The organism is Gordonia sp. p3-SID1431 (assembly GCF_025143765.1).
Classification (GTDB): Bacteria; Actinomycetota; Actinomycetes; order Mycobacteriales; family Mycobacteriaceae; genus Gordonia; species Gordonia hongkongensis.
The window spans coordinates 16,301-32,772 of record NZ_JAMBDT010000032.1; the positions used below are offsets into that span (position 1 = coordinate 16,301).

At 68.0% G+C, this 16,472-nt stretch carries 13 protein-coding genes; 4 read left to right on the top strand and 9 right to left on the bottom strand.

Going from position 1 to position 16,472, the window contains the following annotated elements; all coding sequences use genetic code 11:
- Window positions 1-40 precede the first annotated feature (40 nt).
- From M4D77_RS10410 to M4D77_RS10425, 4 genes are all read left to right on the top strand, one after another.
- Window positions 41-1,447, top strand: coding sequence for an amidase (locus M4D77_RS10410; RefSeq protein WP_259936160.1), 1,407 nt, complete (start codon window positions 41-43; stop codon window positions 1,445-1,447).
- On the top strand, window positions 1,444-1,980 hold the full coding sequence (locus M4D77_RS10415) for a DUF3830 family protein (RefSeq protein ID WP_259936161.1): 537 nt from the start codon (window positions 1,444-1,446) through the stop codon (window positions 1,978-1,980). The genes M4D77_RS10410 and M4D77_RS10415 overlap by 4 nt, the downstream gene beginning before the upstream one ends.
- Before the next feature lie 10 nt (window positions 1,981-1,990).
- Complete coding sequence (locus tag M4D77_RS10420) at window positions 1,991-2,779, top strand: GntR family transcriptional regulator (RefSeq protein WP_259936162.1); 789 nt, start codon at window positions 1,991-1,993, stop codon at window positions 2,777-2,779.
- A 75-nt stretch (window positions 2,780-2,854) separates the two neighbouring features.
- Complete coding sequence (locus M4D77_RS10425) at window positions 2,855-4,240, top strand: MFS transporter (RefSeq protein ID WP_259936163.1); 1,386 nt, start codon at window positions 2,855-2,857, stop codon at window positions 4,238-4,240.
- Here the strand turns inward: M4D77_RS10425 and M4D77_RS10430 are convergent.
- The 9 genes from M4D77_RS10430 to M4D77_RS10470 all read right to left on the bottom strand — a co-directional run bounded on the left by M4D77_RS10430 (window position 4,237) and on the right by M4D77_RS10470 (window position 16,471).
- Window positions 4,237-5,445 (bottom strand): M20 family metallopeptidase, encoded by a 1,209-nt coding sequence (locus M4D77_RS10430; protein WP_259936164.1) that lies wholly within the window; start codon window positions 5,443-5,445, stop codon window positions 4,237-4,239. The two genes, M4D77_RS10425 and M4D77_RS10430, sit on opposite strands and share 4 nt — an antisense overlap.
- Window positions 5,442-6,680, bottom strand: a complete 1,239-nt coding sequence (locus tag M4D77_RS10435) for a PLP-dependent aminotransferase family protein (protein WP_259936165.1) — start codon at window positions 6,678-6,680, stop codon at window positions 5,442-5,444. The genes M4D77_RS10430 and M4D77_RS10435 overlap by 4 nt, the downstream gene beginning before the upstream one ends.
- Window positions 6,681-6,869: 189 nt before the next feature.
- Window positions 6,870-8,063 (bottom strand): M24 family metallopeptidase, encoded by a 1,194-nt coding sequence (locus M4D77_RS10440; protein ID WP_259936166.1) that lies wholly within the window; start codon window positions 8,061-8,063, stop codon window positions 6,870-6,872.
- Window positions 8,064-8,108: 45 nt separating this feature from the next.
- Window positions 8,109-9,617 (bottom strand): NAD-dependent succinate-semialdehyde dehydrogenase, encoded by a 1,509-nt coding sequence (locus M4D77_RS10445; protein WP_259936167.1) that lies wholly within the window; start codon window positions 9,615-9,617, stop codon window positions 8,109-8,111.
- Complete coding sequence (locus tag M4D77_RS10450) at window positions 9,614-12,598, bottom strand: FAD-binding and (Fe-S)-binding domain-containing protein (protein WP_259936168.1); 2,985 nt, start codon at window positions 12,596-12,598, stop codon at window positions 9,614-9,616. Before M4D77_RS10450 ends, M4D77_RS10445 begins: the two co-directional genes overlap by 4 nt.
- A 20-nt stretch (window positions 12,599-12,618) precedes the next feature.
- Complete coding sequence (locus tag M4D77_RS10455; RefSeq protein ID WP_259936169.1) at window positions 12,619-13,941, bottom strand: aspartate aminotransferase family protein; 1,323 nt, start codon at window positions 13,939-13,941, stop codon at window positions 12,619-12,621.
- A gap of 45 nt (window positions 13,942-13,986) precedes the next feature.
- Window positions 13,987-14,433 carry a MarR family winged helix-turn-helix transcriptional regulator gene (locus M4D77_RS10460; protein ID WP_065629559.1) on the bottom strand — a complete coding sequence of 149 codons (447 nt, stop codon included), beginning with the start codon at window positions 14,431-14,433 and terminating at the stop codon, window positions 13,987-13,989.
- A complete protein-coding gene (locus M4D77_RS10465) occupies window positions 14,430-15,035 on the bottom strand; it encodes a DJ-1/PfpI family protein (RefSeq protein ID WP_259936170.1) in 606 nt (201 codons plus the stop codon). Before M4D77_RS10465 ends, M4D77_RS10460 begins: the two co-directional genes overlap by 4 nt.
- A gap of 74 nt (window positions 15,036-15,109) precedes the next feature.
- Window positions 15,110-16,471: an MFS transporter gene (locus M4D77_RS10470; RefSeq protein ID WP_259936171.1), complete on the bottom strand. Its 1,362-nt coding sequence runs from the start codon at window positions 16,469-16,471 to the stop codon at window positions 15,110-15,112.
- Window position 16,472 lies beyond the last annotated feature (1 nt).

The window sequence follows — 16,472 nt, forward strand, 5'->3', positions numbered from 1 at the left end:
GGTAGATTGTCAACAATCTACCAATCTTCCGAGGGGACGCATGACGGACGCCACGCGGTGGCTCAGCGCCACGGAACTGGCCGAGGCCTACCGTACCGGCGAGCTGACGCCGGATTCGGTGGCGGCGGAGATGCTCGACGCCATCGATGACGTCGATCCGTCCATCAACGCGTTCTGCCTCATCGACCGCGAACGCACGTGCGCCGAGGCCCGGGAGTCCACTGAGCGATTCGCCGCCGGGACACCCCGCGGACCGCTCGACGGCGTTCCGGTCTCGATCAAGGACCTGTTGCTGACCGCCGGATGGCCGACGCTGCGCGGCTCGCTGATGATCGAGCCCGATCAGATGGTGTGGGACATCGACGCTCCCGCGGTGGCACGTCTTCGTGAGGCAGGTGCGGTCCTGCTCGGAAAGGTCACCACACCGGAATTCGGATGGAAGGGCGTCACCGACAGTCCGCGCACGGGCGTCACCCGCAATCCGTGGGACACCTCGTGTACGTCGGGCGGGTCGAGCGGAGGCAGTGCCGCGGCGCTCGCGGCCGGCTTGGGTCCGCTGTCGGTCGGCACCGATGGTGGCGGTTCCATCCGGATACCGGCCGCCTACTGCGGCGTCGTCGGGTTCAAGCCGACACTCGGCCGGGTGCCCATGTATCCGCCGAGCCCGTTCGCGCCGGTCGCCCACGTCGGTCCGATGACGCGGACGGTATCGGATTGTGCTGCGCTGCTCGATGTTTTGAGCGGGTTCGATCCCCGTGACTGGTCCGCATTGCCGTCGCCGACAACCAGTGCGGTCACCGCGGTCGCCGACGTTCGCGACCTCGCCGATCTGCGTGTCGGCTACAGCGCCGATCTCGGCTTCGGCACCAACGACCCAGGCGTACAGGCCAACACCGACCGGGTGGCGTCGGTACTGGAACAGCTCGGGGCGACCGTGGAGAAGGTCGATCTCGGATGGGAGGACCCGGCCTGGGCCTACCACGTCATCTGGTTCGCGGGTGCCGACGTCGTCGTCCGCGGGCTCGGACCGCACGCGGCCGAACTCGTGGACCCGCTGCTGATCGACGCGGTGGAACGGCATTCCGGTTTCACTGCAACAGATTTCGTCAGCGCGACCGCGCTACGGATGGAGATGGGTACCCAGATGGGCCTGCTCCATGAGGAATTCGACGTCCTGCTGACGCCGACGATGCCGACGGTGGCGTTCGAGGCCGGTCGTATCGTCCCGGACGGGGCGGGGTCGCCCGACTGGACATCCTGGACTCCCTACAGCTACCCGTTCAATCTCACCGGTCAGCCGGCGATCACCGTACCGAGTGGATTCGCCGATGGTCTGCCGACCGGCGCGCAGTTCGTCGGCGCCCGGCATCACGACGCGACGGTGTTGCGCGTCGCGGCAGCGTACGAGGCGGCCGCCGGCTTCACGATGTTGGGAGACCGCGCGTGACCGACGAACAGCGAACCGGCCCCGCGGCCCGACATGACCGGTTCATCACCGTGACATTGGAGAAGCGCGGGGTCACGGCGGTCGCCCGGATGCTCGATGCCGAAGCGCCTCGCACCGCAGCCGCGGTCTGGGACGCGTTGCCGCTGGGCGGTCAGGTGTTTCACGGAAAGTTCGCCCGCAACGAGATCTACACTCTACTACCGGCCTTCTGCGCGACCGAACCGGGCATGGAGAACACCACCATCACGCCCATCCCGGGCGACCTGTGTTACTTCACCTTCGACGGGGTGCTCGAGAACCCGGCGTATGGCTACGAGCTCGGCTCGGCCCCCGCCGAGCACCGGCTCCTCATCGACCTCGCAGTGTTCTACGGCCGCAACAATCTGCTGGTCAACGGTGACGTCGGATGGGTGCCGGGCAATGTGTTCGCCACGATCATCGAGGGTCTGGACGACTTCGCCGCAGCCTGCAATGACGTCTGGATGGGCGGCGCGCGCGGGGAAACACTGACTTACGCGCGCCATTCACGGTAAGAAAGAGGGAATGACGGTGACCATGAAGGTGGGGGCGAAGACGCCGGGTCCACAGGACCCGGGGACGAATCGAACCGTCGTCGACCAGGCGAAACAGGACAAATCGCCACGTCGGCGGGTGCTGTCGCCGCTGGTCCAGGAATCGACACCGGCGATCATCGCGCGTAAGTTGCACGATGCGATCGCAAACGGGGACTTCGCACCCGGCTCGCAGTTGACGGAGTCGGGGCTGGCGGCCGATCTGGGCGTCAGTCGTGGTCCGCTGCGCGAGGCCATGCAGCGACTGACCGCGGAAGGACTGCTGGTCAGCCACCGTAACCGCGGCTTGTTCGTCGTCTCGATGGAAGAGGACGATATCCGGGACATGTACGTCGCGCGCACTGCGGTGGAACGCGCTGCTGTGCAACAGGTGATCGCGCGGCGCGAGCAGGAGGCGGTGGAGGCACTGGGCGGCGCGGTCGACGCGATGCGCGTGTTCGTCGACGAGCCGAACGGCGCGGGGATGGCCGAGGCCGACATGACCTTCCACCAGACCTTGGTGGAATATGCTAGAAGTCAACGGCTTTCGCGGTTGCACGAGACGATCCTCGTGGAGACGCGGATGTGTTTGCGAGCCATGCGAGGGACGTACTCCTCGGGAAAGGACCGGATCGACGAACACCAGGCGTTGGTGGACGCCATTGCCGCGGGAGACGCCGCGGCGGCCGATGCTCTGATGATCGAGCACATGGCCGACGGGTTGCGTCGCCTGCTCGGGGACGGCGAGGACGCCGCGAACCTGCAGGTGGCGAGGGGCTGATCGCCCGCGGCCCCGGGTCCACCGATCGCAGCAACGAGATCGACCCTCAGCGGCCCCACGACTCAGGAAGCGCAGATGAGCGACACGACGACAGCAGACAGTTACGAGCAGCTCGCACCAGACCCGAACTCACCAGAGGGCAAGAGGCTTCTCCGCAAGGCCATCGGCGCCTCGGCGATCGGCAATGCGACCGAGTGGTATGACTACGGCGTCTACGCCGCGGCCTCGGTCTACCTGACGCAGGCGTTCTTCCCGGGGGAGTTCGGAACCGTCGGCACCATGCTGGGTTTCGCGATCTCCTTCGTCCTGAGGCCCCTCGGCGGTATGGTCTGGGGACCGATCGGCGACCGCATCGGCCGCAAATCGGTTCTGGCGATGACGATCCTGCTCATCTCCGGCGCGACCGCACTGATCGGTCTGCTGCCCACGCATGCGTCGATCGGGTTCTGGGCGCCCGTCCTGCTCATCCTGCTCCGTGTCATCCAGGGATTCTCGACCGGCGGCGAATACGGCGGTGCCGCAACGTTCATGGCCGAGTACGCGCCCGACAACAAGCGCGGAAAGTACGGTTCGTTCCTCGAATTCGGCACCCTGGCCGGTTTCTGCGGCGGGACACTTTTCGTCCTCCTGCTGCAATTGGCGTTGTCCGACAGCCAGATGGATCAGTGGGGTTGGCGCATCCCGTTCCTGCTCGCACTGCCGATGGGCCTGATCGGGCTGTACCTGCGGTCGCAGATGGAGGACACGCCGGTGTTCCAGGAACTGGAGCAGGACAACGAGATCAAGGGCTCGGCCTGGACCCGGTTCAAGGATCTGCTGGTCAACTACCGGCGTCCGATCATCACCATGTTCGGTCTGGTGATCGCTCTCAACGTGGCCAACTACACCCTGCTGGCCTACCAGCCGACCTACCTGCAGAACACCATCGATCTGTCCGAGACCTCGGCCAGCATCGTCAACCTCATCGGCCAGCTCGTGATGATGCTGCTGATCCCGTTCTTCGGATGGTGGTCGGACTCGACGGGCCGCAAACCCATGTGGTGGGGTTCGCTGATCGGCCTGTTCGTCCTCGCGCTGCCGCTCTACTGGCTGATGGGGCAGGGATTCGCCTGGGCCATCGTGGCATTCGTCATCCTGGGTGTGCTGTACATCCCTCAGCTGGCGACCATCTCCGCCACCTTCCCGGCGATGTTCCCGACCCAGGTCCGATACGCCGGGTTCGCGATCTCCTACAACGTCGCGACCGCGGCATTCGGCGGAACCGCGCCGCTCGTCAACGATGCAGTGGTCGAGAGTACCGACTGGAACCTGTTCCCCGCGGTCTACATGATGGGCGCCTGCGCCATCGGCATGGTCGCCCTTTGCTTCCTGAAGGAGACCGCCGGTGCCTCGCTGCGCGGTACCGAGATCCCCAGTCTCGAGAACGATTTCACGGCGCTGCAGAAGCAGAAGGTGAACTAGGGGCCCAGCAGCCGCATCGCGGCGAGGGCGTAGGCTCTCGCCGCGATGACCAGGTCGGCGATGGCCACCGACTCGTCCGGTTGGTGGGCGTCGGTGTTGATGTTGCCCGGACCGAGAACGATCGACGGGACACCGAGGTCGCGGCTGACGAAGCCACCGTCGCAGGCGGCAGTCCAGCCGCCGACCGAGATGTCCGCCCCGGCATCGGTGACCGCACCGACCGCTGTGGTGACGAGCGGGTGCGTGGCTTCCGTCGCGAAACCGGGCATCTCCATGGTCACCCGGACGTCGACGCTGATGCCGTCGGTGTCGATTCTTCTGTCGCTGATCGCTCTTCGCAGATCGTCGGCGATCCGATGCGGGTCCTCATCGGGCATCAGGCGCCGGTCGATGCCGAGCGAACAACCCGGTGCCACCACCGAGATGCCCTGTCCGCCTGTGATGGTGCCGACATTCCAGGTGCCGTGACCGAGCAGGTCGTCGGCCGTCTCGGCCAGCCGTTCACCGTCGGCGCGGATGATGTCGACGATGGCCGCCGCGGCGTCGATGGCGCTGCGACCATCGGTGGGACGTCCGGAATGAGCCGCGCGACCGGTCACCTCGATCTCGATGTACGACGCACCGCGGCAACCCCGGACCACCTGCATGTCGGTGGGTTCGGCGACCACGCAGCCGCGGAACTCGAGGTCGGCGGGGCGGCCCACGAAGTCCCGCACCCCGGTCCCGTGTTCCTCCTCGTCGACGGTGCACACCAGGCGGACCGGTCCGGAGAGTTCGACCCCGACCTCGGCGGCCCGGCGCAGCGCGGTCATCGCCGCGACGACGGCGGCGAGTCCGCCTTTCATGTCGGTGGCACCGCGGCCGTAGATGCGGCCGTCGCGGATGCGGACCGTGTACGGGTCCGCTGACCAGCCGGGACCGGCCGGTACCACGTCCGAATGTCCGAGGAACATCAGTCCCGCTCCGGTGCCGGCAGGCACGGTGGCGACGAGATTGGGCCGCCCCGGTGCCACTTCGTGGGTCACGACGTCGAAACCGAGCGCGCGGCAGGCACTCTCGAGCACTTCGACCGCGGCTTCTTCGGTACCGCCCGGGTTCTCGCTGGACGCCTCGACCAGTGCCGAGGTGAGCGAGATGATCGCGGCCTCGTCGATGAAGCCGAGCACCGCGGTCTCGGCGGCGGTCAGGTCTGGTTCACGACTCACCCGGCCATCTTCTCAAGACTGGCCGTGAGACGTCGGACACCCTCGTCGATCCGTTCCGGGGTGCTCGATGCGAAGCAGAGACGCATCGAGTTGCGGAAGCGTTTACCGGGCGACAGCGCGGGGCCGGGGATGAACGCCACCCCGTCCGCGAGCGCGACCTCGAAGAGTTCGCGCGTGTCGATCTCGGCGAACTCGTCGCGCAACGTGACCCACAGGAAGAAGCCGCCCTCGGGGTCCGTGGTCACCACCCGATCGCCGAGATGACGTCTGATGGCGTCGAGCATGGCCTCTTTGCGCTCGCGGTACAGCAGGCGAATCCCGGCGAGATGGTCCTCGAGTCCGCCGCGGGCGATGTACTCGGCGACGATGTGCTGGTTGGGCACGTTGGTGCAGGTGTCCATCGCCTGCTTGCCGTTGATCAGCAGCTGGCGTAGGGAGGGATCGGCGTCGACCCAGCCGACACGCCAGCCCGGCGCGAGGATCTTGGAGAACGTACGGACCGAGAAGATCAGCGGGTCGCCGGGGCTGAGCGTCTGGAAGGTCGGGATGTCGGTGCCGGCGAACCGCAACAGCCCGTACGGGTCGTCGTCGATGATGACCGACCCCCAGGTGTGCGCCAGCCGCAGCAGTTCGCGGCGGCGCTCCTCGGACATGGTGACGCCGGACGGATTCTGGAATGTCGGGATCGTGTAGATCGCCTTCGGCGTCTGACGGGTGCGTGCGACGAGTGCCTCGAGCTGATCGACCTGCATGCCGTCGTCGTCGACGGGAACCTCGAGCAGCTGCGCGCCGTAGGACAGCGCGGTCGCACTGCCGTTGGTGTACGTGGGGGATTCGACGATGACCAGATCCCCGGGATCGACGAACAGCTTGCAGGCGAGGTCGAGTCCCTGCATCCCGCCGGTGGTGATGACCAACCGGTCGAGGGACGACGGGTCGGGGGTCGTGGCGAGATAGTCGACGAGCAGTTGCAGCAGCCGGGGCTCGCCTTCCGTGGCACCGTAGGTGAACGAGGTGTGATCGAGGATCTCACCGGCGATCTGACGGAACTCGTCGGCCGGTACGGCCTCGTCCGCGGGGGAGCCCATCGCGAACCGCACGATGTCGTGGGACTGCGCGGCGAGCAGCGAGGTCGACGAGTCGATCATCGAACCGACGAGGTCCTTGGCGCGGCCCGCCAACGGCAGTGTCGGTGCCGAATGTCGGTTGTGATAGGCGGTTTCGGTTGTGGTCACTTTCTTCACCTCGTCTCGGCAGCCCTTCGTGGCTCGTCGCTTGCGCTCCTCGCACCTCAGGGATCAGATTGTGTGGTCGTCGTGTTGGTTTCGGACCTCAGGGATCAGGTGGTGTGGTCGTCGTGTTGGTTTCGGACCTCAGGGATCAGATTGTGTGGTCGTCGTGCTGGTGTCGATCAGGTTGTGTGGCTACTTCTGGATCAGTTCGCGCGGGAAGTCGGTGAAGCATTCGACGCCGGTCGGGCTGACCCGAACCGACTCGGACAGCTCGAAACCGTAGTTGTCCATCCACATTCCGCAGACGATGTGGAAAGTCATGTTGGTCTCCAGTACCGACTCGTCCTCGCTGCGGATGCTGATCGTGCGCTCGCCCCAGTCGGGCGGGTAGCCGATGCCGATCGAATAGCCCAGGCGCGAGGGTTTCTCGAGGCCGTACTTCGCAAGTGTCCAGTTCCACGTCGAGGCGAGCTCGCGCGTGGCCACGCCCGGCTTGATGGCCTCCAGCACGTTGTTCAGGCCCTCGGCGGTTGCCTTGGCGACGTAGTCCAGGTCTTTGCTCGGGGTGCCGAGGGACACCGTCCGGGCAAGCGGACAGTGGTATCGGTTGTGCGCACCGGTCAATTCGATGACGACCGCCTCGTCCTCGACGAAAGTGCCCTGGTGCCAGGTGAGGTGCGGGGTGTCGGCCGCCGCGCCGGTGGGCATCATCGGGACGATCGCCGGGTAGTCGCCGCCGTACTCCGGGGTGCCCGTGATCTGCGCCTGCGAGATGGCCGCGGCCGCATCGCATTGCCGGACCCCGATGTCGATGGTGTCGATGGCGGCGCGCATGGCCTCCGAGCACACCATCCCGGCTTGCCGCATCAGCTGAATCTCGGCGTCGGACTTCACCGACCGCACCCAGTTGACGAGTTCGAAGTTGTCGACGAGTTTCCACTCCGGGATCGCGTTGAACAGCGCCCGATAGGCTTTGGGAGAGAAGAAATGCGAGTCCATCTCCAGCCCCACCGAGCCGGCCTTGGACGCCGGTGCGATCTGGTGGCGCTGTCGCAGTGACCAGGCGACCCAGTCGAACGGGTGCAGATGTGGGCGCTGCACGTAACTCTCCGGGTAGCCGACGATCTGGTCGGCAGGCAACCACGACGTGCGATGTGCGCCATGCGCATCCATCTCCCGGGCGTAGAAGATCATCTCGCCGTCGATCGGCACGAACAGCATCTGCGGGGTGTAGAACGACCAGGCGTTGTAACCGATCAGATAGAAGATGTTGGCCGGATCGGTGACGATGATCGCCGACAGACCCTGACGGTCCATGAGCTCACGGACACGTCTCAGGCGCTGTTCGTACTCGCTGTCGGTGAACAGCTGAGCACCCAGGTACATGGTCTTCTCGCTCCTGTCTGAACGGGATGGATAACGGAACCCCTGTCAGCGACGGGGAATCGGCGTGGCGGTGTACTTCATGTCGAGGAATTCCTCGATACCCACGCGTCCGCCCTCGCGGCCGAGTCCCGATTCCTTGACGCCCCCGAACGGGGCTGCGGGATTGGACACGGCGCCGGTGTTGACCCCGACCATACCGGTTTCCAGCGCGGCCGACAGCCTGGCGCAGCGGTCGACGTCCTGGCTGAACAAGTAGCTGACCAACCCCCACGGGGTGTCGTTGGCCAGTGCGATGACCTCGTCGTCGGCCGCGGGATCGTCCGCGTCGTCGGCGTTTCCGAACGGGATGATCGCGGCGACGGGCCCAAAGATCTCGGTACGAGTGAGATCCGCGTCGAGCCCGACGTCGGTCAGGACGGTCGGCGGATAGAAGAAGCCCGGGCCGTCCGGGTTCTCGCCCCCGCAGACGACCGTGGCGCCTTTGGCCACGGCATCGGACACCAGCGCCGAGACCTTCTCGACGGCTTTCGATTCGACGAGCGGGCCGACCTGCACACCGTCGGCCGCACCATCACCCACCTGCAACGCAGCCATCTTCGCGGCAAAGGCGTCGGTGAACTCGTCGATCACGCTGCGGTGCACGAAGACTCGATTGGCGGCCGTGCAGGCCTGACCGATGTTGCGCATCTTGGCGAACATCAGGCCGTCGACGGCCCGCGGGATGTCCGCGTCGGCGCAGACGATGAACGGCGCGTTGCCGCCCAGCTCCATCGACGTCCGCATGACCGTGCCCGCCGCCTGACGCAGGAGTAGTTTCCCGACCTCGGTCGACCCGGTGAAGCTGACCTTGCGGGCGAGTCCGCTCTCCATCCACTCGGTGACGACGGTCGACGGGTCGCTGGTCGTGACGATGTTCAGCACCCCCGCGGGCAGACCGGCCTCGACGAGGATGTCGGCCAGCAGCAGGGAGGTGAGCGGGGTGAGTTCGGCGGGCTTGAAGACCATGGTGCAACCGGCCGCGACGGCCGGCCCGATCTTGCGGGTCGCCATGGCCAGCGGGAAGTTCCACGGCGTGATGAGGATGCACGGGCCGACGGGCTGCCTGGTCACCACGACCCGGTGCGATCCGTCGCCGGTGGTGGTGGAGTCGCCACCGATGCGCACGGCTTCCTCGGCGAACCAGCGGAAGAACTCGGCGCCATAGGCGACCTCGCCCTTGGCCTCAGCGAGGGGCTTGCCCATCTCCGCGGTCATCACCGCGGCGATCTCGTCCGCGCGCGTCATGATGAGTTGATGTGCGCGATAGAGGATCTCACTGCGGAACCGCGGTGAGGTCGTGGCCCACTCGGCCTGGTGCGCGGCCGCGGTCTCGAGCGCGCGCCGAGCGTCGACGGCGTCGGCGTCGGCCACCTGGGCGAGTACCTCTTCCGTGGCCGGGTTCACGACGTCGAAGCGCTTGCCCGACGCGGCCGGAGCCCACTCGCCGTCGACGAACAGGTCGGTGTGGACGCGGGACACTGCTTCGGCAGCGGTCTGGGGCGCGATGGTCGTCATGGTTGTACTCCTGGAGTATCGGTATCGGGTGATGCCCTGAGCAGTTCGGCGAGATGGATTCCGCGTACGCGCGCGGGGGCGAGGGCGTCGTCGACGGCGGCGAGGTGTTCGACGGCCATCGCGCAGCTGAACCCGTCGGTGACGACGGCCCGCTGCGGCGCGTTCCGCAGCGCCGGTGCGAGTCCGTTCTCGGCGACGGCCATGCTCACCTCGTAGTGACCCTTCTCGAAACCGAAGTTGCCTGCCACGCCACAACAACCGTCCGCGGTGTGCACGGTGACCCCCAGGGCCTCCAGGGCGGTGATGCCGACCCGGGCGCCGAACACCGCGTACTCGTGGCAATGGGTCTGCAACGTCACCTCGTCGGGCAGTGGTGGTGGTCGCCAGCCGGCATCGAGCAGAGTGGGCACATGGGCGGCGAAACTTCGCACGCGTGCAGCCACGCGACGGGCGGCGTCGGTCGGCACGAGTTCGGGCAGGTCCTTCGCGAGCGCCGCGGCGCAACTGGGTTCGACGACGACGATCGGTCGGTCCGTCCCGTCGTCGAGGTCGGCGACGGTACGGCGCAGCACCTTTCGGGCATGATCGAGCTGGCCGGTGGAGATCCACGTGAGGCCGCAGCAGTTGTCGGCCGCACAGCCGACGGAAGCTGATGCACGGTCGACGGGATCTGACGCACGGTCGACGGAGTGGGCGGCCCGGAGGATCTCGGCGACCGCGGTGGCCACCTGCGGCCGGAAGGCGCGGGTGAAGGAGTCGACGAACAGCACGACCGTGGACGACGCGTCGACCGGTGAGAGTGCACCGAGATGGGTGCGCCGCGCACGCTGTGTCGCAAAGGCGGGCATCGTGCGCCGGGGGTCGAGTCCGCCGGCGCGCGCGGCGAGACCGCTCAGCCTGGATCGCAGTGCGCGGTTGAGGACCGGTGCCGCGAGCCCCGCCGCCGACAGCCACGCGGGCATCCAGCCGAGGGAGTAGTGCGACAGCGGGCGGAGCCGACGTCGATAGTGGTGGTCGAGGAACTCCGACTTGTAGGTGGCCATGTCGACGCCGGTCGGGCAGTCGGTGGAACACGCCTTGCACGACAGGCACAGTTCGAGCGCCTCCGCGACATCGGTGGACCGCCATCCCTCGTCGACGCTCGGCGCGGTGCGGACCATGTCCTGCAGCACACGGGCGCGCCCGCGGGTGGAGTCCTTTTCGTCGCGGGTGGCCTTGTAGCTCGGACACATCACCCCGCCGGAGTCCGCCCGGCACCGTCCGACGCCGATGCATCCCTGTACCGCGTGGACGAACGGGTCGACGAGCGGGAGTTCGTGCCCCAGGTCGAAAGCGGTGGGCCAGTGGCGACGCGGCACGTCGGCGAGGGCGAGGTCGGCGGTGATCGGGGGCGGATCGACGATGCTGCCCGGGTTGAGGATTCCGTGCGGGTCCCAGATCGCCTTGAAGCGGGTGAAGGCCGACATCATCGCCGGGCTGTACATGAGCGGCAGCAGCGCCGACCGGGCGCGTCCGTCACCGTGCTCACCGGACAGTGAACCGCCGTGTCGCACCACGAGTTCGGCGGCCTCGGTGCAGAAGCGTGCCATCACCGCGCGCCCCTCGGGGGAGCGCAGGTCGAACGTGATGCGCACGTGCATGCACCCGGCGCCGAAGTGGCCGTACATGACCCCGGTGAGGCCGTGCCGGTCGAGCAGGCCGGCGAACTCGTCGAGGTAGTCGGCGAGCCGCTCGGGTGCGACGGCCGCGTCCTCCCATCCGGGCCACGACTCGTAGCCCGCGCCGATGCTCTCGTCGTCGGGGTCGGCGAGGCGCGACGACAGACCCGCGCCGTCCTCGCGGACCCGCCACAGCGCCCGGCGGCGGGCGGGGTCGTCGACCACCGTGGCGTCGGTCATCCGTCCCTGCGCACGCAGGTGGTCGAGCAACCGCTTGGCGGTCGCCGGCACATCTGACTCGGATTGCGCGGCAGCGCTGTCCTCGTCGACGTCGATGAACAACCACGCGGATCCGTCGGGCAGGCCGGCGACGGCGTCGTGGCCACGCCGCGCCGCCATCGTGGCGACGATCTTGCGGTCGATGCCCTCGATGGCCGACGGTGCGAACGGAAGGATCGCCGGTACGTCCCGGGCGGCGTCGGCGGGGGAGTGGTAGCCGACGCACAGCAGGAGCTGAGACGTCGGGACCGGTACCAGCGTGACGCGTGCCGACACGACGATCGCGCAGGTCCCCTCGCTGCCGACGAGTGCGCGAGCCACGTCGAAACCGTTCTCCGGCAGCAGCTTCGCGAGATGGTAACCGGAGACCTGCCGCGGGATGGTCTCGAGCTGGGTGCGCAGGATCGCGAGGTTCGCGGTGGTCAGCTCCCGCAGGGACGCGGTGATCTCGGCCGCGCGCTCCGCTGCCGCGGCATCGGCGGCCTCGGTGGCGCGGAGCCCGTCACGAGTTGCGGTGAGCATCAGGCCGTCGGCGGTGACGAGGTGCAGTTCGACGATGTGGTCGCTGGTACGGCCGTACCGAACCGAGTGATTGCCGCAGGCGTCGTTGCCGATCGCGCCGCCGAGGGTCGCGCGCGAGGCCGAGGACGGGTCCGGCGCAAAGGTGAGCCTGCCGCCGGTGGCGGCTCGTGCGTCGGCGGCCAGTGTGGTCAGGACGATCCCGGCGCCCGCGACCGCGGTCGCGGATTCGGCGTCGACGGACAGGACGTGGTCGAGATGCCGGGACAGGTCGAGCACGACGCCGGGCCCGATCGCGTTGCCGGCCATGGAGGTCCCACCGCCGCGGGGAACCACCGGGACGCGGTGGTCATGACACCACCCGACCACCGTCGCGACGTCGCGGGCGCTGCGCGGGAAGGTGACCGCCAGGGGCGGGACACGGTAATTGGAGGCGTCGTAGGAGTATTCGGCCAGGCGACGTGTCGAGGCGTCCGCATCGACACCGAGAGCGGTGAGTTCGGCTGCGATGTCCACCCGTGGCATGTGAGACCGGGCTGTCAGGTCTAGCCCAGGGCCGCGGCGAGCGCGGCACCGAAGCGGGCGATGCCGAGGTCGATCTCCTCGGCGGTGACGACCAGGGCGGGGATCAGGCGCACGACGTTGGCCGACGGCCCGCACGTGAGTGAGAGCAACCCCTGGGTGGTGGTGGCCTGCTGAACGGCGAGCGCGGCCGCCGCGTCGGGCGTCGTGTTCCCGGCGGCATCGGTCGTGATGAACTCGATGCCGGCCATCAGCCCCAGCCCGCGGACGTCGCCGACGCCCGGGAACGGTGCACACACCTGCCGCAGACCGGCGAGCAGCTGCTCACCGCGGACGCGCGCGTTCTCGACGAGGCCCTCTGACTCGATCACCTCGAGGGTCGCGATCGCGGCGGCGGCCGCGACGGCGTTGCCGCCGTACGTGCCGCCCTGCGACCCCGGCCACGCCTTGCTCATCAGTTCCGTCGGCGCCGCGATCGCCGAGATCGGGAATCCCGACGCCAGGCCCTTGGCGGTGATCAGGATGTCGGGGGTCAGGCCCGCCGCGTGCTGGTGACCCCAGAACCTGCCGGTGCGACCGAATCCCGCCTGTACCTCGTCGAGGACGAGGAGGATGCCGTGGCGGTCGGCGCGCTCGCGCAGGCCCTGCAGGAAGCGGGGCGGGGTGGGCAGGTATCCGCCGTCGCCCAGCACCGGCTCGATGAGGAAGGCCGCGGTGTCGTTGGGCGCGACGCGCGACTGCAGCAGATAGTCGAGTTCACGGAGTGCGAAGTCGACCGCGGTGTCGGTGTCCCAGCCGTAGCGGTAGGCGTAGGGGAACGGAGCCATGTGCACGCCACTCATCAGGGGCGAGAAACCGGCGGAGAAGCGGGTTCCGGCGGTCGTCAGGCTGGCCGCGGCGACGGTCCGGCCGTGAAAGCCGCCCTGGAACACGATGATGTTGGGCTTCGCGGTGGCCATCCGGGCGAGACGGACGGCGGCCTCCACGGCTTCGGAACCGGAGTTCGCGTAGAAGACGGAGTCGAGGCCCGTGGGCAGTACCGCCCCGAGTCGGGCGGTGAGCTCGAGGAGCGGGGTGTGCATCACGGTGGTGTACTGCGCGTGGATGATCTTCGCGCACTGCGCCTGCGCGGCCGCGACGACGTGCGGGTGGCAATGGCCGGTACTGGTCACGCCGATACCGGTGGTGAAGTCGAGGTAGTCGCGACCGTCGGTGCCCCGAATCCACGAACCGGCCGCAGTGTCGACGACGACGGGAGTCGCCTGTTTCAGGGCGGGGCTCAGCGACGCGATCCGGTCGGTGCGGACCTGGGAACTGTGGATCTGGGACTCGACGCCGGCAGTCATGGCTACACGGTGACGCTCGATCGTACGATTGTCAACAATTAGACATCAACGCTGGTCGTCGAGTTCGTCGAGGGCGGCGCTGAGATCGCGGAGTGCGGTCAAGGCGTGCTCCCACCGGGCCGGGTCGAGTGCGGCCGCCAACCGGATGGCCGCCGTGCGATGGCCCGGGTTGATCGCCCGGACGGCCGCGAGGCCGGCCGCGGTGGGGGCGACGAGCTTGGCGCGACGGTGGGCCGGATTGTCGCGGTACTCGGCCAGTCCGTCGGCGACGAGGAGGTCGGCGGTGCGCTGCACGCTCTGGCGCGTGATCCCCATCGCCCGTGCGATGCCCGCGACCGGCAGCGGTTCGTCGAGCACCGCGCCGAGCACCTGCCACCGCGTGGCGGTCAGCCCGGCGGGTTCGGCGAGACGCTCGGCGAGTGCGAGAAACTGCCCGTTCAGCCGGAACGCTGTCAGCGCGGAGGCTGACAGCAGGTCCTGCGGGTCTCTCACTGCTCGCCGGCTAGCGCGTAGAAGCCGCTGGGATCCTGGTGGCCGTAGAGCTGATGCCAGGCGTCGAGCACCGGCGGCGTGTAGACGCCGAGCAACGCGAAGACCTCCCGTGCGAAGTCGACCGGGGCGATCGCCGCCGCGGTGATGACACCGCGATCGGTGACGGCGGGGGCGTCGACGTAGTGGGCGGCCCCGGCATAACCGGTGGGCGACAACTGCTCCGGCGCGTTGCTGGTGTGGCGTCGGTCGTCGAGTAGTCCGGCCCGCGCGAGACCCATTGTCGCGCCGCAGATCCCGGCAACCGGGGTGCCGGCTTCGGACCAGCGCCGCGCGGCGTCGACGAAGGCGTCGTTGGTCTCCCAGATCTGGGCGCCGGGCAGGACGAGCATCGCGCTGTCCTCGGGCGTGATCGCGTCGAGCGTCGTGTCGGGCACCATCGTGACCCCGCCGATGGTGCGGACCGGCTCGGTCGTCGCGCCGACGGTCACGATCCGGAACGTTCCCGGCTCGGCCTGGTACTCGGGATTGTTGATGCCGGACGCGACGTACCCGAACTCCCAATCGGCGAGCGTCGGGTACAGGGCGAGATGGACGGTCTTCATGGTGCCTCCTTCGGACGACTATGACAGCATCCTGTCATTAATGACAGGATGCTGTCAATGGTTGGCCCGCGAGGTCAGCTGCGCAGACGTTGTCGCAACGTGGGTCGCCCGGCGAGCGCGGGAGCCGTCTCGCGGATGACCATCAGGCAGCAGAGGCTGATCGCCATCAGGGCCGCCGCATAGAAGCCGACGGGGATCACGCTGCCGGTGGCGCTGACGATCCGGTTCGCGATCATCGGCGCCAGGCCGCCGCCCAGCACCGCGCCGACCTGGAAACCGATCCCGATGCCGCTGTAGCGCTGCGTGATCGGGAACAGCTCGGCGAAGGTGGTGAGCATCGGACCATAGACGAACCCGGTCAGTGCGAAGCCGATGGAGATGACCGTGATGCAGGCGGCCAACGACCCGGATGCGGTGACGGAGAACAGGATCGGAGCGAACAGCAGCGACGTGATCATCCCGAATCCGATCACCGTCTTGCGGCCCAGCCGGTCGGACAGGTAGCTGCCCAGCACGACCGTCGCGGCGTGGCAGGCGAGCGCCAGCGTGCTGCCGAAGACCACCGGGGACCGGTCGAAGCCGCGTCCCGGATCGGTCTCGGTCAGGAAGGAGAGCATGAACGTGAACAGCAGGAAGGCGTAACAGTTCTGTCCGACGTTGATACCGGCGGCCAGCGCGACGCGACGCCAGTTCTGGCGGAGCACGGCGAAGGCCGGCGGCGACTTCTCCTCGGCCTGCTTGGACTCGACGAAGTCCGGAGTCTCGCTGACGCGGGACCGGGTCCACACCCCGATCGCCAGCACGACACCGCCGATGAGGAACGGGATCCGCCAGCCCCAGGCCAGGACTTGTTCCATCGGCAACAGCAGGACGAGGGCGAACGACAGGTTGGCCAGGATGCCGCCGACCGGCGAACCGAGGGTGACGAAGCAGCCGTACAGACCGCGCCGGTGCGTCGGCGCGTGTTCGGCGGCGAGCAGGGCGGCGCCGCCGATCTCACCGCCGCGCGAGATGCCGTGCACCATGCGCAGGAAGACCAGGATGATCGGTGCCACGATCCCGATGGCCTGGTAGTCGGGGAGGACGCCCATGGCCAGGGTCGATCCGCCCATGAGCAGGAAGGCGGCGGTCAGCGCCTTGCGTCGACCGAATTTGTCCCCGAAGTGTCCGAAGATCAGGGCGCCGATCGGCGCCATCACGAAGCCGACCGCGAAGGTCGCGAAGCCCAGGAAGGTGCCGAACCAGGGATCGTCGACGTTGAAGAAGATCTTGTTGAAGACCAGTGCCGTCGCGGTGCCGTAGATCGCGAAGTCGTAGAACTCCATGATCGTGCCGACACCGGACGCGACGGCGACGCGGGTGGTCCGTTCCCGGCGCGGCCGGCCGGTGCCGGTGGCCGAGGGGTCGGGTGGTGCAGAATTGTCGAGAGTTACCACG